This is a genomic window from Agromyces seonyuensis, from assembly GCF_009789225.1.
Lineage (GTDB): Bacteria > Actinomycetota > Actinomycetes > Actinomycetales > Microbacteriaceae > Agromyces > Agromyces seonyuensis.
Window position 1 is genome coordinate 1 of sequence record NZ_WSTA01000060.1, and the last position, 24,091, is coordinate 24,091.

The window sequence follows — 24,091 nt, forward strand, 5'->3', positions numbered from 1 at the left end:
GCGAACCCAGGCGACGCCGCGCTGCCCGGGCGCGCCAGGTGCGCCCGGCGCTGGCGCGGTGTGCGGCCGCGTGCGGCCGGTGAACGCGGAGCCGCGGTAGCGCGCGAGGCGCTCGCGATCCGCCCGAACGGCCGCTTCGATGCGTGCGGCGCGTTGGTTCTTCTCGAATTCCTCAACGTCCATCGCTGATCCCCTCGTTCGCGTTGGTCATCTGCAGGGCAGGTGTGCTCGCGATCCCTCGTAGCCACCGCCCGACGGTCGACGGGTGCACGCCGAGGTCCTTCGCGATCGCCGAGTTCGACCAGCCGAGCTCCCGGAGGCGGGAGGCTTTCGCCTGGCCGAGCGGATGCGCTTCTACTGCCGTGATCGCAGGGCGAGTGGATGCTGCCCGCTCCGCGGGGACGGTCCCTGTCGCGGGCGCGGTAGCTGTCGCAGGGGCCGGGGTCGGCTGGTGCCGCATGAGGACGGAGGTCAGGTGGGTGATCGCGAGGAGCACGAGCGGCGGCACGGATGCGACCGAGGCTGCGAGCACGAGCGGGACCTCGGTCGTTTCGGCGACGACGGCGTGGATGGCGTTTGCGGCGACGGAGATCGCTGCGCCGGCGCCGAGGAGCATCCAGGGGTACCAGGCGACGCGGGAGCGGGCGAGGGCGACGGCGGCGACGGTCGCGACGACGATGATGCCGTCGACGATGAGCGGCCAGATCCACGCTTGTGTCGGGTCGATGCCGGAGCGGCGGGCGAGATCGCTCAGCGAGGTGAACGAGAGCCAGAAGGCGCCGGCGGCGATGAAGACGGTGCCGATGATGGCGGTGATCATCGCGAGGCGGACGCCGCTCAGGCGGGAGGTCAGCGCAGACATGGGGCGTCTCCTCGTCGTCCGGCGGGTGTCTCGGGTTCGCGCCACGAGCTCGCGGGTGTTCGCGCGGCGGGGGAGGCGTGCCGCACGGCCGAGCGGATGGTGATGGCGATCTCCCGTTCGGAGAGTCCGACGCTCGCGGCCGCCGCGCCGAGCGCATTCACGATGCCGCCGGGGGTGTGGCCGGCTTCGACGAGTCGGCACGAGGCCCAGAAGAGGCCGTGGTTGCGCTCACCTTCCTGCAGGCGGCTGACCCACGTGGCGAGGCGCGTTGGGCCGAGTTCATCGCTGGTCACGGTGCGCGTCGTTGTGATGGTCGGCCGTGGGGCGATGAAGTCGCGGAGGGCACCGGCATCGACCGGATGCTGCGGCGCCGAGCTCAGCGAACTGACACGGTAGGCGGTTCGGGTGTTGCCGGTCGGTAGCGAGGACGGCGGCACGATGACGTAGCCGCCCTCCCCGCGGAAGTCGACGTGCGCGCTGGCCGCCTGCCAACAGCGCTGCGGTCGGGCCGGATCGGCGGGGAAGTAGACGTGCATCCCGCCGGACGGGGTGCGGACGCGGGCGAGCTCGCCGTCGACGAGCCCGTTCTGCTGCGCCCGCTCGAGAGCGGGGAAGCCAGAGCCATTCGCGCCGGTGTCGATGTCGACGACGTCGACCCCGGAGGCGGTGCCGGTCGGCATGCCGAGGTTCGCGGTCGGCCACTTGCTCCACCAGATACCGATGACGCCGACGTCGGTGCTCGCATCGAGGAACCCGGACTTGGTGAGCGGGCGCTTGCCGTCGGGCAAGCACGGGAAGACGGGGATGCCCGCGTCGGCGAACGCGAAGGCCGCGTCGCGCGGGCGGAGGGTCGCGGTGGTGAAGAGGACCTCGGCGATGCTCATGCGATCCCCCTGGATGCGACGCGATCGATCGGGCGGTTCGGCGGGGCAGTCGATGCCGCGGCAGCCACCGCCTGGCTTGCGAAGGTTCGATCGAGCCCGGGCGGGTCGCCCGCGCCGAGCTGTTCGGTGGGGAGTTGGCTCAGGATGTCGACCGCGGTGCGGCGCACACGCTCACCGGTGGACTGCACGACCTCGAGCGGCGTCCGGCCGGCGACCGTCGCCGCCCAGCCCGAGACATAGGGGATCGTGTAGCCGCTCGTCTCCATGCCGTGTGCGGCGCCGATCATCAGGGCGACTGATTCGGCTTCGACCTCCCCGATGCCGCGGTGCTGCGGAGCATCCTCGTTGTCGGTCGGGCCGTGGAGGCGGACGTGCGCGAGTTCGTGCGCAAGCGTCTTCACCTGGGCGGCGGCGTCGACGTCGCCGCGGACGACGACGGTGCGTGCCGTGAAGTCGGTGCGGCCGTTCGCGCCGCCGAGGTCCGAGGCATCCACGGTGGTGAGTTCGTAGCCGGCGCCTTGGACGAGGGCGGCGAGGCCGTCCCAGAGTCCGGCGGGGGCCTCGCCGTGGAGCATCCTCGGTTCGGGACGTTCCGGGATCGGGCGGCCCTCGGTCTGCGAGACGTCCCAGACGTACGCCGGGCGGACGCCGATGAGCTTCTGCCGCACGATCTCGCCGGCGCGCGGACGCTCGCCCTGCGCCAGGCGCCGCCACGAGTCGCTGCGCGTCGGCTCCGCGGAGGCGAAGCGGGCGGTGCGCGGGGCGAGGATGCCGTAGCCGTGTTGGCCGGCGGTGACGCTGCGGCCGAGGGCCTGCCACTGCTTGAAGCCGGCGACGTACGTCGGTGTCGGTTCGGGCACGCGGCCGGCCTCGAAGGCGGCGGCGTGCTGGGCATGGATGAGGAGCAGGTTGTTGAAGGAGCGGGTGCGGAAGCGGGCGGAGAACTCCAGGGCTCGCGTCCACTGTTCTCCGGTGACGAGGTCTTCGACGGCGGCGCCGAGCTGTTCGTGGAGTTCGGCGACCTTGGCGTCCCGATCCGAGTGCGAGGGTGTGTACGAAGACACGACGACCACCTTCCCGAGCGGTGCCCGCGCGGGTTCGCGCGGCTACCGCAGAGGTGCGCTGGATGCGCCTGAGACATGGGCTCGGCGCAGGGGATCACTCGCGCCTTCCTGGTTTCGACGGCGGGGCAGGGGAGCGCGGGATCGTTCGGTATTGGTTCAGGGTGGACGATTGGGCGTGCCCAATGGTGGAGTTGCGGTCTGTCTAGCATTCTGATTTGAGCGTGCGCAACTGATTCCGTTACGCATGGCCAACGTAGTTCAAGCGCGTTGCTCGAAGCCGGGCGGCGCCCCGACGAGAGCCCTACCTGACCCGAAGGGGAGAGGGGACGACGACATGACCGACGAGGCGGAACTGGTCGCCGCGGACGACCTGGCGAAACGACTGCGGCTGCTGATCGACGTCGTCGCTGCTGAGCGCGGCGCCGAACCGACGTTCACCGAGATCGCCGCGTTCCTCGCCGATCGCGGGGTGAAGATCTCCCGAAGTCGGTGGACGTACATGGTCAACGGGCACCGGTACGTCAACGATCGGAAGCTCTTCGACGGGCTCGCCGAGTACTTCGATGTCGAGCCGGCCTTCATCGCCGGCGAGACCGGTGGTGCGACGCCCGAGCGAGTGAGCGCACAGCTCGATCTGGTCCGGGCGATGCGGGCGGCACGGGTGAAGGCGTACGCTGCCCGAACCCTTGGCGACATCTCGCCCGAGGCTCTGCAGGCGATCAGCAGGTATCTCGACAAGGAGTTCGCACAGGGGTGAGTGCGGGCGCGAGGAGCGCCCGGGACGATGCCCTACCGCGTCCGAAGGGGGAACGACACCGTGCACACCGACGTTGCGGTCTCGACCGTGCTGAGCGAGCTCGAGCTCGGCGAGGCGTTCACCTTCGACCAGCTCACCGCGGCGAGCGAACGTCGGCGGAGACGACCGATCCGCATCGTCGAGATCGAAGGGCTCGGCAAGGAGGCGGGCCTGTGTGCGGCGGTGCTCCTGCACGAGCAGATCGACCTCGTCGTGCACCAGCCGACCGATTCGGTGCTGCACCGGCAGCAGTTCGTGCTCCACGAGATTGCCCACTTGCTCCTGGGGCACCTCGAAGCCCAGGATGATGACGAGCCCGACTTCCTGCTCCCCGACATTCCGGCGGCAACGCGGCGCCGGTTGTTGCGTCGGCAGGACCCGGATTCGCCGCACGAGATCGCCGCAGAGTCGCTCGCCGATCGGTTCGCGGCGGGCATCCGCCGCGCGGCACGCCACGATGACCGGTTCGTGGAGATCTTCGGATGATCGCCATCCTCGTCGCCGTCCTGATGTGGATGCTCGTGCTGAGCCTGCTCATCCTCCGCCGCGGACGCGAGGAACGCAGCATCACCTGGGCGGCCCTGACCATCGCGATTTCGGTGACGCTGAACATAGACGTCGTCTACCTGGGAGTCGATCCCGTCCTGGGCGGCACGAATCTCGTCACGCTGTTCGCCGACCTGGCGCTCATGACGGGGGTGTTCTTCCTTGGCCGCGGCGTCTTGAAAGCCGCCGAGCATCCGCCGCTGCTCGTGCGCGTCGCGCTCGGTCGCGTCGCGTTCGCCATCGCCGTCGTCGCGGCGGCCGTCGCGTTCTTCCTCATCGACCGGGGCGCGACTACCACGACCTTCATGCTCGATCTCGGCGACCAAGCGGCAGCCGCGACATACTCGATGCTGCACTTCACCTACTACGCCATCGTGCTGATCGCGATGGCCGCAGTCGCAGCCCGCTACGCGCGACCCAGCCACGGCATCCTCGCCGTTCCGCCCATACTGCTCGTCGTCGGCTGTGCACTCGGCGTCACCCTGACGCTCGAGGTCTACGTCATGGACCTCGCGCACGTGACCGGCAATCTCAACCTCATGCTCGCCGCATCCTCCGCCTACGGAACCGTCTACTTGCTGACGTTCCTGTTCCTCTGCAGCGGCTTCGCCGGCCAACCCGTCGCCCGCACCATCCAAGCCCGCAAACGCGCGCGTCGCACCCGGGACCTCTCGCACCAACTCGACCCCGTGTGGCTCGCGGCGACGACGCTGCGGCCCGGGATCAGCCAGGTCGCGGGCGCACCGATCGATGCCAGCGACCCCGAGGCGCTCCTGCATCGCCAGGTCGTCGAGATCCGCGACGCCATGATCGACGGCCGCGTCAGCTTCGAACTCGATGACCGTGACCGGATGCTCCTCGAAGCCGCCGAACGCCACCTGGTCGGCGAGGACCCGGCTGCCCGATCTCCCCGGGTCGACGCGTGAAGGCCGTCGCCGTCATCGCCGGCATCGCGACCGCCGCCGCGGCCGCTCTCGGCGCGGTCGGGTTCGTGATCGCGCGAAAGGTCACTGCGCCGGTCGGGTCGCGCCGGTTCGATCTCGTCGTACGAGAAGTGGATGACTCGGGGGAGCGACCTATCGTCGTCATCGACCGAACCGCACAGACGGTGACGCCCGGACGCTTCAATCTCATCCTCTACGACGGTGCGTGGGTGCAGCTCGGCGAGACCGTCGTCGATCGTGGCATGCTCGTCGGCCGGGAGATAGTTGGGGAGCCGGGGTCCGAGTCCCTCAAACCTGGCGTGCGTGCTTCGTGGAGCGGGATGTACTTCGAGACGCCGGCCGACGCCGGACTCGACGGCGTCGGTGTCGCAGTGCGGACCGAGGGTGGTCTCGCGCCGGCATGGCTCATCGAGCCCACCAGAGGACAGTCGGATGCCTGGGCGATCCACATCCACGGGCTCGGCGGCACTCGGGCCGGGATGCTCCGCGGCGTGCAGGTCGCCGCGGATGCAGGACTGCCTTCGCTCGTCGTGACGTATCGGAACGACAGCGAAGGGCCGGAAGCTGGATGGAAACGATCGACGCTCGGCGCCACTGAGGCCGATGATGTCGACGCAGCGATTCGCTATGCACTTGAGCAGGGTGCGCGACGAGTCATCCTCTTCGGTTGGTCGATGGGCGGAGCGATCGCTCTGGAGCTCGCGACACGGGCCGGCGCCCTCGGCCATGTAGCCGGGCTTGTGCTCGAGTCGCCCGTGCTCGACTGGGTCGAGACGATCAAGGAGAACTGCGCACGCGCCGGTCTGCCGCGGTGGGTGGGCGGTCTCGCGGTGCCGTGGCTCGACTCACCGACCCTCGCCCGACTGCTCGGGCTGCCCGCTGCCGTCGACACGGCGCGCTTCGACTGGATCGACCGAGCTCACGAGCTGCAAGTACCGACGCTCGTACTGCACGGAACCCGCGACACCTCGGTGCCATTCGCCCTCACGACGAAGTTCGCGGCCGGCGTGCCTGCCGCGGTGCGAGTCGAAGACTTCGACGCCGACCACACCATGACCTGGAACGCCGACCCGGACCGCTGGCGAGCGATCGTCGCCGACTGGATCGCCGGCCTCGAGTAGCCCGGCCGATCAGTCGCGATCGACCGCGTTCGCCCAGACCCACGCCCGCCGCGTCGCCCCGCCGCGAAGCTTGAACTCGACGAGCACGGCCCTGCCGGTCCACGCGATGGCCTCGCCGGAGACCCGGATCGGCGTCTCGGGGAACCGCACCCACGCGTGCACGGGGATGCCCTTCTCGGGTCGCGTGACGTCCATCCCGCGCTCGTCGTCGCTCAAGCTGATCGGCACCGGCTTGATCAGCACCTCGTTGAGTGACGAGGTGTCGTTGTCACTGCCATACCGCCGATTCTGACCCATGCCTTCGAACATACCTTCGAACGATTGGTCCTGCGACTCGGCGAGGTCAGGGAGGCGACTCGGCGGGGTCTGGGGAAGATGTCAGCGGGTGCGACGAGTAGCCACACGCACCCGAGCGCGGGCAACGCGCAGTCGGGACCGGCCGAGGTGCCTGACAGCGATTGGGCTAGGCTCGCCCGGTGCGGCTGTCGTGGGTCGACTAGTTTCGCTAGAAGGAGCCCCACTGGTGTCCGTCGCGTTGGCCGCTGGAGCTCCAGGATGGAGTGCAATCCGAAGCAGTGCGATCGAGCCGATGATCGGAACGACTGCCAAGCTGAACACTTGCCAGATCTGCATGCGGTCCCGCTCGACGAGGAGCAGTTGGTAGAGGAGGATCGCTTCTTCGAACGCGAGGAAGGTCGCGGCGATTGTTGTGATCCAGAACCACGCGATCGGTCGAATGCTGCTCCGTTCTCGAGTGAAAACTGCGATCGCTGCCACTGCGACCATGAACGTGGGTAGGACTTGAACGAGGATCTCGAGCAGGTTGTCGGGTGCGCGGAAAAGCCACGGAGAGGACGTGACTGTCGCGCTCATCTCGACCTCGAAGGTCTGAGACGTGGCCCCCGGCGGGATGTTGATGCAGAAGACGCCGGGGTCATCGCAATGCTCAGAGGATTCTGGGGACGGTTCGGGAGGCATCTCGAAACCGTACGAGTGATCTCGCCCGTGTAGAAAGACACAGTTGTGGTCCTTGTCCACTCCGAGGGCGAACGGCCCCAAGCAGCCGAAGCAACAGTCGCCACGCCTCTTGCAGGTCGAGGGGCGCGCACCTCGTCCGTGACTTCGGAAGGTGGCGCGGTGACGGTTTCGATGCGGGTGATGAGTGCCGGGGATGGGTTCCGGTACTTGCTCCGCAGCGTCGCGGCGGCCGACGGTGATCGCTCGGCCTCGATGCCGCTGACTCGGTACTACGCGGCGAAGGGAACCCCGCCCGGCCGGTGGATGGGCTCCGGCGTTCGTGCGCTCGGCGGCGGCTTGATCGCGGCCGGCAACGAAGTGACTGAGTCGCAACTGCAGTTGCTCGTGGGCATGGGCCGGGATCCGGTGACCGGGGAGGCTCTCGGGCTGGCGTACCCCGTCTATTCCGAGGGCGCCGCGCGCCGGCGTGCTGTCGCCGGGTTCGACTTCACGTTCTCGGTGCCGAAGTCGGCGAGCATCCTGTGGGGTGTTGCCGATGCGCGCACGCAGGAGGTGATTGCGCGGGCGCATCATGAGGCCGTTGCGGATGTGCTCGCGTTTATGGAGCGCGAGGTCGCTGCCACGCGTACGGGCGCGGCGTCGGGTGACGGTGCGGTTGCCCAAGTGGAGGTCGTGGGGTTGATCGCGGCGGCGTTCGATCATTTCGATTCGCGGGCGGGGGATCCGCATCTGCACACGCATGTGGTGATCAGCAACAAGGTGCAGACCGTGCTCGACGGGAAGTGGCGCTCGCTCGATGGTAGGCCGTTGCATGCGGCGGTCGTTGCGCTGTCCGAGTTGCACGAGGCGCTGTTCGCTGATCGCCTCACCCGTGCGCTTGGCGTGCAGTGGGAGCAGCGTGCGCGCGGTCACGATCGCAACCCGGCGTGGTCGGTCGCGAGCGTGCCCGAGGCGCTGGTCGAGGAGTTCTCGACGCGTGCGCGGCACATCGATGCGGAGACCGACCGGCTGATCGCCGTCTACGTGGCGGAGCACGGGCGCCGCCCGCGTGCGGCTGTGATCATGAAGTTGCGTGCGCAGGCGACGCTCACGACGCGGCCCGAGAAGACCGTGCGCTCGCTCGCCGACCTCACCGCGACCTGGCGAGCGCGCGCCGGGCACGTACTCGGCACGGACGCAACGGCGTGGGCGCGCAATACAACCGTGCAACCGGCGCTGTCTGTGTTGCGCGCCGAGGACGTCCCGCTCGAGGAGACCCGGGCGCTCGGCGCACAAGTCGTCCACGCCGTCAGTGAGAAGCGTGCAACGTGGCGGCACTGGAATCTCGCCGCCGAAGCAGCCCGGCAGACCATGCAACTTCGGTTCGCCACAACGTTCGACCGCGAGGCCGTCATCGGTCTCGTCGTCGACGCCGCCGAGACCGCTTCGCTGCAGCTCACCCCGCCGGAGCTCGCCACGAGCCCGGCCACCTTCAGCCGCGACGACGGCACGTCGGTCTTCCGACCGCGTCACTCGCAGATCTACACCTCGATCGACCTGATCGAGGCCGAGTCGCGACTGCTCGAGCGGACGAACGACGCCACCGCACCGAAGCTCGCGCCGGCCGTCCTTCGCGAGCAGGCCCGTGAGAAGCTGCCCGGAGGCGGCACGCTCGCCGCCGATCAATACGAGGCGCTCGCAGCGATCGCCGGTTCCGGCCGGGTGCTCGACGTCCTCGTCGGCCCGGCCGGCGCCGGAAAGACGACCGCGATGAACGCGCTCCGCCGAGCGTGGGAGCGCGAGTACGGTCCTCGCTCGGTCGTCGGCCTCGCACCATCGGCCGCCGCCGCGCTCGTACTCGCCGCGGATCTCGGGATCGCCACGGAGAACCTCGCGAAGTGGTGGGCGGAGCACCTCGCGCACGGTGCATCCTTCACCGCCGGCCAGCTCGTGATCGTCGACGAGGCATCCCTCGCGAGCACGCACGCGCTCGACCGCGTGAGCGCGCTCGCCGCGGATGCCGGGGCGAAGGTGCTGCTCGTCGGCGATCACGCGCAGTTGCAGTCCGTCGATGCCGGCGGGGCGTTCGCGATGCTCGTGCACGATCGGGCCGATGCGCCGGAGTTGACTGACGTGCACCGCTTCGTCGAGGAGTGGGAGAAAGCGGCATCCTTGGCGTTGCGTCGAGGCGATCCGGAGGTGATCGACCGGTACGTTGCGCACGATCGCGTGCAGGAGGGGTCCGGCGACGCGATGGCCGACGCCGCCTATCTGGCCTGGCGGGAGGATGCTCGGGCCGGGCGGGCGAGCGTGCTCATCAGCGACTCGAACGACGCGGTCGCTGCGCTGAACCTGCGGGCGCGCACCGACGGCATCCTGGACGGCCGGGTCGACGCGCGTCGGGAGGTCGGGCTGCGGGACGGCACTGCGGCATCCGTCGGCGACACGGTCATCACCCGCCGCAATGACCGCCGCTTGAGGGCCGGACGTGCGTGGGTGCGTAACGGAGACCGGTGGACGGTGCTGGCCGTCCGTCGCGGCGGCGCCCTCGAAGTGCGCAAGGCAGGGAGCCGGTGGGGTGCGCCGATCGTGCTGCCGCCGGGGTACGTGCGCGAGCACCTCGAGCTCGGGTACGCGGTCACTTCGCACCGTGCGCAGGGCATCACGACGGAGCGCGCCCATGTCGTCGTCGCCGCGGGCATGACTCGCGAGAACTTCTACGTCGCGATGACCCGAGGCCGTCGCGCGAATCTCGCCTACGTCGCCCTCGATCGCCCCGACTCCGCCCACGGCGATGCGCACCTGCGGCAGGACGATCGGGAGACGGCGCGCAGCATCCTCTTCGGCGTGCTCGCCCATGTCGGCGCCGAACTGTCCGCGCACGAGACGCTCGTGGCCGAGCACGAGCAGCGGGGGTCGATCGCGCAGCTCGCCGCCGAGTACGAGACCCTTGCGGCCGCCGCTCAGCACGACCGGTGGGTCGGCCTCGTGCGCGCGTCGGGGCTCGCGCCGGCGCAGGTGGATGCGGTGGTCGCCTCCGACGCGTTCGGCCCGCTCGGCGCCGAACTGCGCCGAGTCGAGGCGTCGCATCAGGATGCCTCGGCGCTGCTGGCGAGTGTCGTCGCGAGCCGCGGGTTCGAGGATGCGCAGGACATCGCCGCCGTGCTCGTCGGGCGGGTTCGGCGGGCGATCGCCGAGGATGCTCGGGGTGCCGGGCGGGCGCGCAGGTCGCCGCTGCTCGTGGCCGGGCTCATCCCGAGGGCGCTCGGCGAGATGGATGACGAGACGCGGCACGCCCTCGTCGAGCGAAGCCGACTCATTGAATCGCGGGCACGCGAGCTCGTCGCTCGCGCGCAACAGGCGGGGGAGCCGTGGGTCGGGGCGCTGGGGGAGCAGCCACGCGGATCCGCTGCCGGGATGTGGCTCAGGAGCGTCGCGACTGTGGCCGCGTATCGGGATCGGTACGGCGTCATCGGGGTGCGACCGCTCGGTGCGGCGCCCGTTTCGCAGGCTCAGAAGACCGACTTCGTGCGGGCGGAAGCAGCGCTCGTCGAGGCGCGCCGGCTCGCGCAGACCGAGGTCGACGAACAGAGGTGGGGAATGCAGAATGTCCGCTCGTCGGCCGGGGACGTCGGTCTTCGGGTATAGCGTCCGAACTAGGCAAGCTCTCAGCAGTAGGCCGTCGCATCGGGCGACGGCATGAGCCTCCGGCTTCCGGCGGCCCCTTCATCGTTCTCCTTGCCGAACACGAAGGGCTGCCGCATGTTCGCACTCATCACCCTCGCCGGTGTCCGCGCCGGACTCGCGCTGCGTCGCATGATGCCGACCAACCTCCTGCTCGACGCCCTCCACACTCGCCGCGGGCTCAAATGGGGGCCGGTCGCGATGCTGCTCGCCGTGCCGTACCTGCTCGGCGCGTTCGTGTGCGCCGGCCTCGCTGGCCAGGACGGCGCCGGCTGGCTCGACGTGCTCGTGCTGCTCTGCTTCTGGAACGCCATGAAGTTCCTCATCGCCGGCCCCGCGACCCTCCTCCGCCTGCTCGTCGTGCGCCGCCGCGAGGCGCAGATCCGCCGCCGAGTCGCGCGGGAGTTCGACGAGGCATCCATCGACGAGGTCGAACCGGAACTCGTCGCCACCCGCTGAGGCCGTTGCCTCCACCGGCACGGGAGCGCCCGCGCACCTGCCTGGCACGGCAGGCTGGTCCCGGACGAGTCCGCCGACCCAGGAGGCCCATGATGACGACGACCCAGGATCAGTTCGACGACCTGCTCGGCCGGGCGGCGCTCGCGGCGCTGTTCTACTACCCCGAGATCGTCGTCGAGGACGAGGCGTACGACCTCCAGGCTGACGTGACGTTCTGCCTCGAAGCGCTCGAGGGCATCGACGTCGACGACGACGCCCGGGCCGAACTGCGGATGCTGGTGGGCTTGGTGATCACGAACCCGACGGCGCACCGGCACGACCTGGTCGACTTCACGATCGAGCTCGCCCCGCCGCAGGCGGACGACTGACAGTCGCGCATGGCCGGCACGGGCGGGGCGAACGGCACGACGCGGAAAGCGTCGAAGTCGGATGCCTCGCCCGGGTCGCGTCAGATTGACGAGGAACGCGAGCGTCGCCTGGCGCACCGGCGGCAGTGGGTCGCGGCGAACCGGGAGCGCATCCGGGAGAGCAACCGCCAGTGGCGCCTGAACAACCTCGAACGCGCACGGCAGCTGAACCGCGAGTCCATGGCGCGCGCCGCCGAACGGCAGCGCCGCGAACGTGCGCAGCGGCGGAAGGCTGCGGAACGCTCACGCCGGTGGAAGGAAGCCCACCCAGAGCGGGTGCGGGAGAAACATCGTCGCTGGGTCGAGGTCAATCGCGACAAGGTCCGCGCCTACAACCGCGACTACCACCGTCGCCACCAGGATGCCTCGCGGCAGCGCACGACGGCCTGGCGTGACGAGCATCCCGAGCGCATGGCCGAGCTCCGCAAGGAGTGGGCCGAACGGAACAAGGACAAGCGCGCGGAGTATCAGCGCAAGCGCCGCGAGGATCCGGCGAAGCGCCAGGCCGACCTCGAGGCGAACGCGGCCGCGCGGCGCCTGCGGCGGAAGCTGGTTCGGGAGGGACTACCGCCGCGGCGGTTGCATCCGACGTCTGCGGCGGAGCGGCGGGCGAACGACCGGGCCGCGTCGGCGTTTTTCGAGGACCCGCAGGCTGCGCGGCGGCTGCGGCAGTCGGCGGCGTCCGCGGAGGCGCTGCTCGATTACGTGCGCAAGCACCGGGTGAAGCTGCGCGCTGATACCCGGGCGGCGCTGCAGCGGCGGGAGCAGGCCGGGCTGCCGCCGATCGATGCGGAGCAGCATTTCTACGCGCGGGCGGTCGAAGCGGTGCTTCGCCGGCGAATCCGTACCGATCTCTTGACCGGCCGCGATGTCGCGGCGGCGGTGCGGACGACGCGGGCGGTGGTGCGCCGCGAGGAGCGGCAGGCGGAGCTCGAGAAGCTCGTGCAGTCGGTGGTCACGTACATCCACCGGAATGCGACGCGGCTGATCGCTGACGCCGAGCTCGAGAATCGGTTCCGGCGACGGAACGGGAAGCCGCCCGCCGGGCTGGAAGCGCTAGTCGTGGGAATGGCCGTTGCTGAGGTTCACCCAGAAGCCGCGGCGGTGCTGCCGGACGGTGAGTTGCGGGCGGTGGAGCGGCGAGTGCGTGCGCGCGTGCATCTGGCCCGGAACGAAGGCGCTCAGCTGGGGCCCCCCGCATGGAGCTTCAGGGTCCTCCACTGAGCTCGGCTGACACGTGCGAAGTACCTCGCGGTCAACTTGAGGTCAAGGCAAGCAAGGAGATCTCGCAGCTCTGACGCATATCGGGTAGCTCAGCGGGAGGGTCGCGCCGCGCCGTCACTCTGCAAGGGTCGGCGTCCGGCGCGACCAGCGGCCGTCTCGCAGCTGATCGGTGGTGAACCGGGCGAGGTCCGCGCGAGCGAGCTTCCAGCCTCCCCGCGGGGTGGCGCCATCCATCGCCCGATACGAGCTTCGGGCGGGCTCGTCCCGCAGGTAGCTGGCCCGCACGATCGTCCAGTCGAGGGCGCTCGCTCTGATGGCGGCTTCCATCTCGCCCATGTCGTCGTAGAGGTCCTTCATGACGAACGGAATGAGGAACTTGCGGTACCAGAACGGCAGCGCTGGGTCATCCTGCCGCACACCACCGGATGAGATCGCGACGAGGCGCGACAGTTCTGTCTTCGCCGCACCCTCGACGATGTTGCGCGCCGCGCTCGAGTACAGCGAGTCGGGCTTCCTGGCCGGAGTGCTGACGGCGAGGATCCCAGCATCGTGACCCTGCATCGCGCGGACCACGGATGCCGCGTCCCGGACGTCCGTCGCGATCACTCGGGCCGCAGCGGGGAGGGGGTTCGCGGCTGCGATCGCCGCTGGATCGCGTGCGGCGACGGTCACGGTGTGGCCGTCGGAGAGGGCGTTGTCCACGATGAGGCGTCCGGTGCGGCCCGAGCCCCCGAACACGATCAGCCGCAGCGAGCTCGATGGGTTCGAGGTCATGCCCGAGGCTTCCGCACGCCGACGAACCAGGCGAGGCCGGCGATCACGTGCATTGCGCCCAGGGCGAGACCCGTCGCAAGGTCTGCGGACACGAAGAGAGGGCTGGCGAAGGAGACGAGCGCGACAGCGAGTCCGACCCAGGCGAGGACGGTACGCAGCACCGGGCGACGGCGGGCCAGGAACCAGGTCACGAGTCCGGCCAGCGCCAGAGGCACGAGGGTCGCAGCGATCACGATGCCGACGTTGAGGGTGGACTCGCTCGGCTGCTCGATGATCATCGATGCGCCGCCAGCCGAGGCGATGAGGAAGACCGCAACGTTGAGGATGACCGCCGTGGCGACGCTGATCGAGAAGGCGGTGGGGGAGAAGGGGCGGTGGGCGGTCGCCGGCGAGGCGGCGGGGGTGAGGACGGTCTCGGTCATGATGTTCCTGTTCTGCGCGGGGCGTCAGCGGGTGGCGAGGAATTCGGCCACGGTCGTGGGGGTGATGTCGGGGTAGTCGGCGTTGTTGAGGTTCTGGAGCTTGGCCTTGCCGGTGACCATCGCCCATTGGTATTGGAGTGAGACGAACTCGTAGGGGTTCGTCGCGGTCTGCTTGCGACGCTCGATCTCGGCCCGCAGGTCGTCGACGGTTCCCAGTTCGCGGATCTCGAGCGTGCGGCCGGTCGCCTGCTCGACTTCAGCGTGCAACTGCGTCATCGTGAGCACGGAACCGGCGACCGAGACCGTGCGGTCGGCGGCGGACTCGTCGAGCGCTGCTGCGGCCGCGTATGCGGCAGTGTCCGGAATGCTCGTGAAGTCGAGCGCCTGTTCACCATCGCCCCAGTACGAGAACGTGCCGTGCTCGAGGTCGACGATGCCCATGAACGGTGCCAGCATGACCTCCATGAATCCGCCGTTGAGCACGAACGTCGGCTTCACCGTGCTGCCTGCGAATGCCTCGTCGGCCTTCTTGCGCATGTCGAGGAACAGGTTGTCGCCGTAGTCGAGCCGATGCAGGTCGGCACTGAAGTCGGAAGGGATCATGCGCGTGACGCCGGCCGCCTCGGCCGCGCGCAACAGGTTGGTCTGGCCGTCGACGATCACGTCGGGTCCGCCTTGGACGGCGGACACGACGACGTCGACGCCCTCCAGATGCCCAGCGAGAATGGCGACGTCGTCGCTCAGGTCGCCGATGACGACGTCGACGACTCCAGTGCTGACGAGGTGGCGGAGCGCGTCTCCGCCATCCGCCTTGCCTTCGCGGACGAGCACTCGAACCGTGGCGCCGCGGTCGACGAGTTCGGTGACGATCTTGCTGCCGAGGTTGCCTGTGGCTCCGGCGACGAACACGGTCGTGGACATGGGTCCTCCTCGAGGAAACGCGGTCGTCGATACGATCGCGAGATAGTGGCGGGCTGCTACTATAGCAATATGGAATCACAGGATGAGCTGTCGGCGTCTCACCGTCCGCCATCGTTGCTCGCGCTGCCGTCGTATCTCGCCGGCAATGTTGCCCATGTCGGCAATCGCACACTCGTCGCGAAGTTGAAAGAGCACGGCATCGGGCTCGCGCAGTACGGCGTGCTCGTCGCGCTCGCCGACTTCGGCGCGCTGCCGCCGCATGAGCTCGCCCGGCGATTGAGCACCGACCGCAGCCACATCAGCGCGTACGTCGAAGTGCTGCAGAAGCGGGGCTGGGTCATTCGCGAACCGGATGCCGCAGACCGTCGCCGCGTCATCGTCGCCCTCACCGACGGCGGCCGGAGTCTCGCGACTGGTCTGATGACCTGGGCGGCCGAGGCTCAAGCCGACTTCCTGTCCGCGCTCAGCGAGTCCGAGCAGCGGACGCTGCGCACACTGCTGCTGAAGATCCTGGCCTCGGCTGAGGCATCCGACGCGCCCACATACACCGATCGAACCGGAGCCTGCTGACCGTGACCACCGACTTCACCCCGACCGAACTCGCCTATCTGGCCAGCCAGCTTCTGGGTCGCATCGCGACCGCCCAGCCCGATGGGACCCTGCAGGTCAGCCCGGTCGGATTCCGCTACAACCAGGCCCTCGGCACCATCGACATCTCGGGCTACAACATGTCGCGAAGCAGGAAGTACCGCAACGTCGCCGACAACGGGCGTGTCGCGTTCGTCGTCGACGACCTCGCGTCGGTTCAGCCTTGGAGACCGCGCTGCCTCGAGATCCGGGGCCGTGCCGAAGCGGTCCTCGAGAGCCCGGCCGGGCCGATCATCCGGATCCACCCGGAGCGCGTGATCAGCTTCGGCATCGATGAGACCGACACCCCCGCGCACTCGTTGAAGGTCAACGCCCGCAACGTCGGGTAGGCATCGCCGCTCAGAGGTCGTCCGGCATCGAGAGTGCAGATGACGACTCACGGCGGTGCCTGCCGAACGAGTCCGACAGCCCGCGCCGGTACCGCGGGTTCTTGGCGACCTGCTCGAGGTCGCCGACGACGTACCGGATGCCCTGTTCGCCGCCGGCGCGCTCGAAGGCCTCACGGCGGAGCACGCGGTGCGCGACGAGCTCCCGGCTCCATGACTGCACTGCCTCATACGCGTACCGGACATCCGAGTCGGCGGCCTCCAGCGTCTGAGCCATCGCCTTCAACGTGACCCTCGTCCCCGACGGCTTCTCGTGGATGAACCGCGCGTAGAGCAGGCCCTCCCAGTGCTCGGGCTCCCACGGCATCTGGATCTGAATCCTGCCGCCCGCCCGCTCTGAGTAGCCGTCCACCTGCACGTTGAGGAACGTCGGCCAGTCGCCGCCGTACGCAGCAAGCACCGCCGCACGCTCGGGTTGCGCGCGCCAGGGCTCCAGCCGCGCTGCGGCCTTCGCGGCTACCCGCTTGAGAAAGCCGATGACGTTGCGCGCGCTTTCGGCCTCGTCGAAAATCCGCTTCTGCTCGCGCGCTGCGGCTGCCGCCTCGAGCGCGTGCGCGAGCTGCTCCGCGCGACGGACCTGATCGATGAACCGGCAGGTGAATCCGAGAGCCCCGTCGAGCCGGCACACATCGAGCGGCAGCACGACCAGATTCGCCTGTTCGCGGACCCGAAGCGAGAGGTAGTGCTCGGCGTCGGGCGACCACGCCTGCCTGACCGCGACGCCCAGCTGTTCAGCATCCGGGTTGATCCAGAGCAGCGGATGCCCCTGCTCGGCGAGCGTTTGCATCACCGGCGTCGGCGCCACGGTCTCGTCGGCACCGCGAACGCGGCGGAGGTGTGGCGGTACGTGCCCCCACAGCCAGATGTCGAGGATGCCATCCCTCACGTAGTCGTCATGCCGTGCTTGCCACTGCCGAGGTGTCAGAGCTGCGTACTGCACCTCGAAGGCCGCGCGCCGGCCGGTGGGGGAGATGAGCATGACGTCCGCGCGCCGGCGGCCGTCTTCGGTCGTCGCCTCGAGCTCGACTTCGGCGTCCGGGTACTTCTCACGGAGCCATCGCGCGAGCATCAGCTGCGCCTGGAGGTGGTGCACGCCCATCGGCGCGTGCTTGTCGACCGCGTGGTGGTGGGCGAACCCGTCGCGACGAGCGCCGCGGTTCATTGCCTTCAGCCTGGGTGAACTGCACCCAGGAACCACGCAGATGAGCTCACCGGTACGAGCACGTTCGCGGAACTGCTCAGCCGCACCATCCGGCATGTGGACGACGGCGTCGGTTGCGATCTCGCGCGCGTAGACGACGCGTGGGTCGGAGGCCCCGATGAAGTCCGCGAGTCTCGATGCTCCGTGGGTTCGCACGCCGCGAGGGTACCGATTCCTGCGGATCGTGAGCGAGATATCGCAGAGATGCCACCCAAACTGGGGGAGGAGGGGAATGGAAGAGGAGGCTCTACACGGTCAGGCGCCGTACTCGGTCGATGCGCTGGACGCGCTCCCGATGATCCACATGACGATCCAGAACAGCGTCACGATCACCGTGACCGCGACCGTCAGGAAGCCGGTGACCATAAGGGCCGACAAAACGGTGAACCGACTCATTCAGTCCAGCATCGACAACCGCCATCCGCGCTGGCTGATGCTGAATCTATATCCAGAGCGGGCGACCAACGCGGCGGACCTCAGCGCCTACGACCCGGCGCTTTCGGCTGCGAATTGTGCGGCGATCGAGAGCGTCCTCACACAGTACCGAGTGAGCGAGGTGCTCGGAGCTTGGGGGCAGCTCAGACATAAGACGCTGCGTCGAGTAAAGAAGGACGTCCTCGACCTGCTCGAACGGCTCGGCGTCGAATTGTTCACCCTCGACGGGCTCACCGCGAGCAACGATCCGCGGCACCCGATGCCCCGAGGGAATCCGTGCTCAGACGGGCGACAAGCGCTTCCTCAAGTGGACTGACCATCGACTCGCTGAGGTGATTCGGCAGCACCCTCCCGGCCGAACGGAAGAGCCGTCCAGCCGCCCGACCGAATCGGGCCTGGATTTTGCTCAGCCGGTGGACCTTGAGGCAAAGGTCATAGAGCGGCGTGGGACTTGATGCGTCAACGTTTATCCAACGTTTATTCGACCCGAGCCCGGTCGAGGTGCTCCGAGGCATCCCGAGTATTCTGGAAGGCGCAGTTTCAAGATCGGCGAGAAATCCCCGGTCATGTCGAGATCAGTCGAGCAGTCACCGAGATGCGGAGTAGGGCCACGAAGGCCTGGGCGAGTCCATCGGTCACGGGTTCAAGTCCCGTCCGCCCTACTCCTATTTGGTTCTGATCAGGAGTTCTCGTCCTACTGAAGGGGCGAGCACTTGAGCAGATCACCGTTTCTTCACCACAAATGCGCGCGGCCCGGGTCGGTGCGCACGCCGTCATCGAGGCATCCCGAGGTGTCTCAGCTCGTCTCGGGAGTGCTGCGTGGGCCGTCAGTGGCAGGTCGATTCGCCTCGCTCGGCCTGGGACCGGGGCACCGCCTGTGACTGCGACGCCCGAACGGTTCAACCTCGTGCTCGAGAACAGCGGCTGGGTGCAGTTCGGTACTGACGTGCAACCTGCGCCTCTCGGAGCATCCCGGATCTCGTGCCAAGTATGCCTTGCGCATCACGTCGGTCTCAGCGAGCGCTCCCGGCGCGGTTGTAGGTGCGCAGTGCCCCTCGTCAGCGGCTGCGGTGCGGCGCGGCCGCACGCGATGCTCGGGTGGCGGCCGTGAGTTCGGTGAAGCGGGGGATGACGGCTGCCAGATACGCCCGCAGGATCGGCTCGGGGTCGATCGCGCGTCGGTCGTAGATCCATTGGATCTGCAGACCCTCGATGAGACCTAGGAATCCGGCTGCGAGTTGGTCCGAGTCCAGCACGGAGTCGACCTCGCCGTCCGCCCGGAGGGATTCGAACGCAGCCGAGAAGTAGGACCGGAGTCCCGCGTAGCGCTCGACGAAGTGCGCGTGCGCGGGATGCTCCGGTGACGCGCCCTCCGCGGTGAGCAGGCTGTAGAGCTCCACGAGTCCGGGGCGCAGGCTGTTCTCGGCGACAACATCGAGCATGCCGGCGAAGGCCTCGATCGACGAGCCGAGGGGCGGCATGAGCAGTGCGCTCTCCGTTTCGCGCAGTTCCAGCACGGCGGCGAGCAGGTCGGCCTTGTTCGCGAAGTGGTGGACGAGGCCGCGCTGGCTCATCCCGGCGCGCTCGGCGATCTCCTTCATCGTCGTTGCGCGGTAACCGGTCGCCGAGAAGACCTCCAGGGCGGCGTCGAGGATCCGTCGCCGAACGGCTGCGGTCTTCGCATAGGGGCCTCGTGCGGTCGCGGTCATCCATCGAAACTACCATCGGGGCGCTAACTTCATGTAGGGTCATCGAAAATCGCGCTGGAAAGGTACTTTCGGCGCTTCGACTCGACAATGAGGTCTGATGAACGAGAACGACGACAATATTTCTGCGCTCGGTGGGGCTGCGGCCCCGCTCGCGGGCCCGGTCGCTGCTGAAGAGGCCGTCGCGTTGGCGGCTGCGGCCCACGTCGGCGAGCAGCCTGACCTGCCTCAGGTCCGCCCCGCCTTCATCTGGCTGCTCTTCGGCGGCGTGTTCGGCGTCTACCTGGCGTTCGTGACGCCGCTGGCGCTCTCCCTGTCGATCCGCGTGGCCGCGCTCGCGCCCGGGCACGCCGAGTACCTCGGCTACGTCCTCGGCGTCGGTTCGCTCGCAGCCCTGCTGGTCGGACCGCTCGGCGGTCAGCTGAGCGACCGGACCCGTTCGCGGCTCGGTCGACGTCGCCCCTGGCTGATCGGCGGCATGATCGGCGGCACCGTCGCGCTCGTGGTCCTCGCGGCCGCCCCGAACCTCCTGACCCTCGCGATCGGATGGGTGCTGGCGCAGATCACGTTCAGCCAGGTGATCAACAACTTCGTCACGATCCAGGCCGACCGGCTCCCCGAATCCCAGCGCGGGAAGGTCGCCGGCATCACGGGCCTCGCCACAATGGTCGCCCCGGTCTTCGGCTCCGCGATCGCCGGCTCACTCGCCTCCTCGCCGTATGCGCTGTTCCTGGTGCCGGGTGCGGTGGCGCTCGTCCTCGTCGGCTTGTTCGTGGCCCGCTACCGCGAAGCAGACAGCCGCGGGCTCGTCTTCGAGACCCCGCTCACCGCCAAGTCCGTCCTCTCGAAGTACCTCTTCAACCCGATGGAGAACCGCGACTTCGGTTGGAACTGGCTCGGCCGATTCCTCTTCTTCTTCGGCCTGACGCTCGCCACGACGTTCACGGCGTTCTTCTACTCCGCCCGACTCGGGCTGTCGGTGGAGGAGGTCGGCGGGCTCATCGCCATCGCTGGCCTGATCGGCGTGGCCGGCACGATCCTCGGTGCCATCGGCGGCGGCTTCCTGTCCGACCGGTTCAAGCGGCGCAAGCCGTTCATCCTCGTCGCCGCGGTCGGCTTCCTTCTCGGCACGGTGCTGCAGGCGATCGCGCCGGATCTGACCCTGCTCATCTTCGGCAGCGTCCTCGGCAACTTCGCGATCGGCGTGTTCTCCGCGGTCGACCAGGCGCTCATGATCGACGTGCTCCCTGAGCGCGACACCGATGCGGGTCGCTACATCAGCATCACCCAGTTCGCCGTGACCATCCCGCAGGCGGCCGCGCCGGTCGCCGCCTCCCTGATCCTCGCGATCGGAGTCGGTGCCGGTGAACAGAACTACCCGCTGCTCTACGTCGTGGCGGGCATCCTCACCCTTCTCGGCGGCCTGGTGATCCTGCGGATCAAGTCGGTCCGCTGACACAGCCGTGGTCCGGGCGGTTCGACCGCCCGGGCCGCACCGAACCACCCCATTCCAGAACAGAAAGCACCTCTCATGTCGGAACATCTCATCGACCCCGACAGCGCGTTCGGACGCGCCGTCGACCGCATCCGCAACGGAGCGGACCCGCAGCACGAGGCACGAGCCCTGGTCGACTCGCTCACCGATGACGAGCGGCTCTGGCTACTCGACGGCGACGGCGAGTTCTGGTCGGGCATGGGGGAGATGGGGCACTCGTACAACGTCCGCCCGATCGTGATGGGCGAGATCGCCCGGATCGGACTGCCGGGGCTGCGCTTCAGCGACGGCCCCCGCGGTGTCGTGATGGGCGAATCCACCGCGTTCCCGGTCGCGATGGCCCGCGGGGCCACCTGGAACGTCGACCTCGAGGAACGCGTCGGCGAGGCCATCGGCGCGGAGATGCGCGTCCAGGGCGGCAACCTCTTCGCGGGCGTCTGCATCAACCTCCCCCGACACCCCGCCTGGGGCCGAGTGCAGGAGACGTACTCGGAGGACCCGCTCATCCTCGGCGAGATGGGCGCGGCGGTCACCCGCGGCGTCCGCCGCCACGGCATGGCGATGGTCAAGCATTTCGCTTTGAACTCGATGGAGAACGCGCGGTTCGCCGTCGACGTGACCGTCGACGATGCATCCCTCCACGAGGTGTACCTGCCGCACTTTCGGCGCACGATCGAGTCCGGCGCCGAGGGCGTCATGGCGTCCTACAACTCCGTCAACGGCGAATGGGCGGGGCAGAACGAGAACCTGCTCACGGACATCCTCCGCGACGAGTGGGGATTCGACGGCGTGACCATCACCGACTTCATCTTCGGGCTGCGCGACACCGCGAAGTCGCTGCGAGCCGGGCTCGACGTGGAGGCCCCGCTGCGGCAGCAGCGGGCGAACCGGCTCCCCGACGACCTGGCCGAGGGGCGCGCCTCGTGGGCCGACGTCGACCGCGCCGCGCTGCGCATCATCGCCACGCAGCTGCGCTTCTACAGCGCGGACCGCGCCCCGTCGCCCGCCTCGGACGTCGTCTTCTCGCCTGCGCACCGCGCGCTGGCCCGCGAGGTCGCCCGCGAGGCCATCGTGCTGCTGCAGAACGAGCCCGTCGGCGAGCGGCCGCTGCTGCCGCTGGATGCCGCTGCGACGCGTCGGATCGCGCTCGTCGGGTCGCTGGCCGACGTCGCGAACACCGGCGACAAGGGTTCGTCCACTGTGCGCACCCCGCACGTGATCACGCCGCTCGAGGGGCTGCGCGAGTTCCTGCCGGATGCCCGCATCGACGTCCTGCCCGGGGACGACCTCGCAGCGACCGCCGACGCCGCAGCCGACGCCGACGTCGCCGTCGTGGTCGTGGGCTACACCGCCGCCGACGAGGGCGAGTACCTCGGCGCCGAGGGCATGAGCACGCCGGAGGTGCGCGCGGTCTTCCCGCCGTTCCCTGCCGGCGTGGACCTGCAGCGCATGGGCCAGGAACACGGCAACGTCATGGGCGACGCGGACGGCGGCGACCGGCTCTCGCTCCGGCTCGCCGACCACGACGTCGCCCTGATCCGCGCGACCGCCGCGGCGAACCCGCGCACGGTCGTCGTGATCGTCAGCGCCGGCGCCGTCATCACGGAGGAGTGGCGCGACGAGGTGCCGGCCGTCGTGCTCGGCTGGTACAGCGGCAGCGAAGGCGGTGCGGCCCTCGCCGAGGTGCTCTTCGGCGCGACGGATGCGGTCGGGCGCCTGCCCTACTCGATCCCGACCGACGAGGCGCACCTGCCCTTCTTCGACCGCGACGCGACGGCGATCACCTACGACCGCTGGTTCGGGCAGCGCCTGCTCGATCGCGACGGGCACGCGGCGGCCTTCCCGCTCGGATTCGGACTCTCCTACACCGACTTCACCATCGACGCCCTGGAGATCCTGAGCGTCGAAGGCGAGGAGGTCGTCGCCGTCGCGACGGTCGCCAACACCGGTGCGCGCCGCGGCCGGCACGTTGTGCAGCTCTACGCCCGCCTCGACGAGGCCGACTTCCCCGAGCGGGTGCTCATCGGCTTCGCCCCGGTCTGGGTCGACGCGGGGGGCCACGCCGAGGTCCGGATCGTCGGATCACTGCGGCCGACGCAGCGCTGGCACGACGGCGCGTTCCACGCCCCTGCGGGCTCGATCGTGATCGAGGCGGCGGCGCACGCCGGCGACCCCGCGGCCGTCCGACGCTCCGAGGTGAGCGTAGCCGCCGCCCGCATCTGACCTGGACCGCCCGTCGCGACGGCCTGATCCTGGTCGAGGGAGGCGTCTGCACCATCATCTGCACCGCCTTGATGATGGCGTCCGTTCAGGCCAAGCGATCCCTTGCAGGCACGAAGCCCCGCCGATGACGGACCGGTATCCGGTCCGTCATCGGAGTCGTCGTCCCTGCCGGAAATCGACCGGATCGAATCGATCGATTCAACACCGTCCGTTCGGAGAGATGGGTCGGACCATTCCGGAGAAGTCGGCAAGCGAGCCACGCCAGGCTCCTCTTCCGCTCCCGTTGACGTCTGCGAGAACGTAACGCGATAATATGTGCCCATTGTCTTAGTTCAGCGTCGAACAGCGATGCCAACGGTTGACGAGTCCGCGCTGCTTGCAAAGGCAAATGCCTTGCGGGACGGTAAGGTTGCCGAACTTGCCGCGGGATCGGCAAAGGATCGGGCCGAGAACAGTGTCGTCGTCGGGGCATGCAATGTCCGCACGGGCAACACGGCCTGGGGTGTGAGTTCAAAGGCTCTGCAGGAATGTGCCGAAGCGTGCGCAGCGCGTCGCGTCGGTGGCGACTTGGCGGACATTCGCTTCACGGTGGCAATGCGACCTCGTGGTGGAGGGAAGTCCGCGGATGCCGTGCCAGTTTGCGCCGCATTCTGTGAACCGACTACGGCCGAGGGGCGTTCCCAGACCCAGCAACGCGATTCCAATCCGACGGGTCTGCTGCACGGGTAGGTGACATCTGAGTTGGCTTGCCTTCAGGGTGAGCCTGGAAGGATGTTTCCGTGCCCAAGCCTTACCCGTCCGAGTTCCGTGATGACGTCGTGCGCGTCGCCCGTATCGTGAGTCCGGTGTCACGATCGAGCAGGTCGCGAAGGGCTTCGGGATCCACCCGATGACGCTGCAGGGCTGGCTCCGGCGCGCGGATGTCGAGGAAG

At 68.9% G+C, this 24,091-nt stretch carries 24 protein-coding genes; 14 read left to right on the plus strand and 10 right to left on the minus strand.

The window, feature by feature from the left end; translation table 11 throughout:
• A partial coding sequence (locus GB864_RS18575; protein WP_236779091.1) for a hypothetical protein occupies window positions 1-189 on the plus strand: 189 nt, incomplete at its 5' end.
• Here GB864_RS18575 and GB864_RS12800 read toward each other — a convergent pair.
• Genes GB864_RS12800 through GB864_RS12810 form a run of 3 tightly spaced genes read right to left on the minus strand, consistent with a single transcriptional unit; the run spans window position 173 to window position 2,810 of the window.
• Window positions 173-862: a DUF2637 domain-containing protein gene (locus GB864_RS12800; protein WP_160425646.1), complete on the minus strand. Its 690-nt coding sequence runs from the start codon at window positions 860-862 to the stop codon at window positions 173-175. The two genes, GB864_RS18575 and GB864_RS12800, sit on opposite strands and share 17 nt — an antisense overlap.
• Window positions 850-1,746: a bifunctional DNA primase/polymerase gene (locus tag GB864_RS12805; protein ID WP_160425648.1), complete on the minus strand. Its 897-nt coding sequence runs from the start codon at window positions 1,744-1,746 to the stop codon at window positions 850-852. Before GB864_RS12805 ends, GB864_RS12800 begins: the two co-directional genes overlap by 13 nt.
• Window positions 1,743-2,810, minus strand: coding sequence for an ArdC-like ssDNA-binding domain-containing protein (locus GB864_RS12810; RefSeq protein ID WP_160425650.1), 1,068 nt, complete (start codon window positions 2,808-2,810; stop codon window positions 1,743-1,745). Before GB864_RS12810 ends, GB864_RS12805 begins: the two co-directional genes overlap by 4 nt.
• Before the next feature lie 334 nt (window positions 2,811-3,144).
• Here GB864_RS12810 and GB864_RS12815 point away from each other — a divergent pair, with 334 nt between their 5' ends.
• From GB864_RS12815 to GB864_RS18580, 4 genes are read left to right on the plus strand one after another with little or no spacing between them, the layout of a single operon-like run.
• Complete coding sequence (locus GB864_RS12815; RefSeq protein WP_160425652.1) at window positions 3,145-3,567, plus strand: hypothetical protein; 423 nt, start codon at window positions 3,145-3,147, stop codon at window positions 3,565-3,567.
• A 60-nt stretch (window positions 3,568-3,627) separates the two neighbouring features.
• Window positions 3,628-4,092: a hypothetical protein gene (locus GB864_RS12820; protein ID WP_336603988.1), complete on the plus strand. Its 465-nt coding sequence runs from the start codon at window positions 3,628-3,630 to the stop codon at window positions 4,090-4,092.
• Complete coding sequence (locus tag GB864_RS12825; protein ID WP_160425656.1) at window positions 4,089-5,078, plus strand: hypothetical protein; 990 nt, start codon at window positions 4,089-4,091, stop codon at window positions 5,076-5,078. Before GB864_RS12820 ends, GB864_RS12825 begins: the two co-directional genes overlap by 4 nt.
• Complete coding sequence (locus GB864_RS18580) at window positions 5,075-6,217, plus strand: alpha/beta hydrolase family protein (RefSeq protein ID WP_336603989.1); 1,143 nt, start codon at window positions 5,075-5,077, stop codon at window positions 6,215-6,217. Before GB864_RS12825 ends, GB864_RS18580 begins: the two co-directional genes overlap by 4 nt.
• Before the next feature lie 9 nt (window positions 6,218-6,226).
• Here the strand turns inward: GB864_RS18580 and GB864_RS12835 are convergent, their stop codons facing one another.
• Entirely contained in the window at window positions 6,227-6,514 is a 288-nt protein-coding gene (locus GB864_RS12835; protein ID WP_160425657.1) for a hypothetical protein, read from the minus strand.
• Window positions 6,515-6,595: 81 nt separating this feature from the next.
• Entirely contained in the window at window positions 6,596-7,195 is a 600-nt protein-coding gene (locus GB864_RS12840) for a hypothetical protein (protein ID WP_160425658.1), read from the minus strand.
• A gap of 171 nt (window positions 7,196-7,366) precedes the next feature.
• Here GB864_RS12840 and mobF point away from each other — a divergent pair, with 171 nt between their 5' ends.
• The 4 genes from mobF to GB864_RS12860 all read left to right on the plus strand — a co-directional run bounded on the left by mobF (window position 7,367) and on the right by GB864_RS12860 (window position 12,948).
• Window positions 7,367-10,822, plus strand: coding sequence for a MobF family relaxase (gene mobF / locus GB864_RS12845; RefSeq protein ID WP_160425684.1), 3,456 nt, complete (start codon window positions 7,367-7,369; stop codon window positions 10,820-10,822).
• A 114-nt stretch (window positions 10,823-10,936) separates the two neighbouring features.
• On the plus strand, window positions 10,937-11,317 hold the full coding sequence (locus tag GB864_RS12850) for a sulfate permease (protein ID WP_160425659.1): 381 nt from the start codon (window positions 10,937-10,939) through the stop codon (window positions 11,315-11,317).
• A 92-nt stretch (window positions 11,318-11,409) separates the two neighbouring features.
• Window positions 11,410-11,685 (plus strand): hypothetical protein, encoded by a 276-nt coding sequence (locus GB864_RS12855; protein ID WP_160425660.1) that lies wholly within the window; start codon window positions 11,410-11,412, stop codon window positions 11,683-11,685.
• A gap of 9 nt (window positions 11,686-11,694) precedes the next feature.
• Window positions 11,695-12,948: a coiled-coil domain-containing protein gene (locus GB864_RS12860; RefSeq protein WP_160425661.1), complete on the plus strand. Its 1,254-nt coding sequence runs from the start codon at window positions 11,695-11,697 to the stop codon at window positions 12,946-12,948.
• Between the two features lie 114 nt (window positions 12,949-13,062).
• On the opposite strand, the gene GB864_RS12865 is transcribed toward GB864_RS12860, so the two are convergent.
• The 3 genes from GB864_RS12865 to GB864_RS12875 are packed head-to-tail and all read right to left on the minus strand — an operon-like array spanning window position 13,063 to window position 15,065.
• Window positions 13,063-13,722: an NAD(P)-dependent oxidoreductase gene (locus GB864_RS12865; protein ID WP_236779092.1), complete on the minus strand. Its 660-nt coding sequence runs from the start codon at window positions 13,720-13,722 to the stop codon at window positions 13,063-13,065.
• A complete protein-coding gene (locus tag GB864_RS12870) occupies window positions 13,719-14,144 on the minus strand; it encodes a DUF6069 family protein (RefSeq protein ID WP_160425664.1) in 426 nt (141 codons plus the stop codon). Before GB864_RS12870 ends, GB864_RS12865 begins: the two co-directional genes overlap by 4 nt.
• Window positions 14,145-14,168: 24 nt before the next feature.
• Window positions 14,169-15,065: an NmrA family NAD(P)-binding protein gene (locus GB864_RS12875; RefSeq protein ID WP_160425666.1), complete on the minus strand. Its 897-nt coding sequence runs from the start codon at window positions 15,063-15,065 to the stop codon at window positions 14,169-14,171.
• A gap of 69 nt (window positions 15,066-15,134) precedes the next feature.
• Here GB864_RS12875 and GB864_RS12880 point away from each other — a divergent pair, with 69 nt between their 5' ends.
• Both GB864_RS12880 and GB864_RS12885 read left to right on the plus strand, forming a co-directional pair.
• On the plus strand, window positions 15,135-15,635 hold the full coding sequence (locus GB864_RS12880; RefSeq protein WP_160425668.1) for a MarR family winged helix-turn-helix transcriptional regulator: 501 nt from the start codon (window positions 15,135-15,137) through the stop codon (window positions 15,633-15,635).
• Between the two features lie 2 nt (window positions 15,636-15,637).
• Complete coding sequence (locus GB864_RS12885; RefSeq protein ID WP_160425670.1) at window positions 15,638-16,042, plus strand: PPOX class F420-dependent oxidoreductase; 405 nt, start codon at window positions 15,638-15,640, stop codon at window positions 16,040-16,042.
• Between the two features lie 10 nt (window positions 16,043-16,052).
• On the opposite strand, the gene GB864_RS12890 is transcribed toward GB864_RS12885, so the two are convergent.
• The gene (locus GB864_RS12890) at window positions 16,053-17,456 is read right to left on the minus strand and encodes a competence protein CoiA family protein (RefSeq protein WP_160425672.1); all 1,404 of its coding nucleotides are present in this window, start codon (window positions 17,454-17,456) and stop codon (window positions 16,053-16,055) included.
• A 76-nt stretch (window positions 17,457-17,532) separates the two neighbouring features.
• Between GB864_RS12890 and GB864_RS12895 the strand changes: the two genes are divergently transcribed.
• Window positions 17,533-18,051 (plus strand): DUF1643 domain-containing protein, encoded by a 519-nt coding sequence (locus GB864_RS12895; RefSeq protein ID WP_160425674.1) that lies wholly within the window; start codon window positions 17,533-17,535, stop codon window positions 18,049-18,051.
• 742 nt (window positions 18,052-18,793) lie between these two features.
• On the opposite strand, the gene GB864_RS12900 is transcribed toward GB864_RS12895, so the two are convergent.
• Window positions 18,794-19,444, minus strand: coding sequence for a TetR/AcrR family transcriptional regulator (locus GB864_RS12900; protein WP_160425676.1), 651 nt, complete (start codon window positions 19,442-19,444; stop codon window positions 18,794-18,796).
• A gap of 97 nt (window positions 19,445-19,541) precedes the next feature.
• On the opposite strand from GB864_RS12900, the gene GB864_RS12905 reads away from it, so the two are divergent.
• On the plus strand, window positions 19,542-20,897 hold the full coding sequence (locus GB864_RS12905; protein WP_160425678.1) for an MFS transporter: 1,356 nt from the start codon (window positions 19,542-19,544) through the stop codon (window positions 20,895-20,897).
• A gap of 75 nt (window positions 20,898-20,972) precedes the next feature.
• Window positions 20,973-23,159 carry a glycoside hydrolase family 3 protein gene (locus GB864_RS12910; protein ID WP_160425680.1) on the plus strand — a complete coding sequence of 729 codons (2,187 nt, stop codon included), beginning with the start codon at window positions 20,973-20,975 and terminating at the stop codon, window positions 23,157-23,159.
• Window positions 23,160-24,091: the final 932 nt, after the last annotated feature.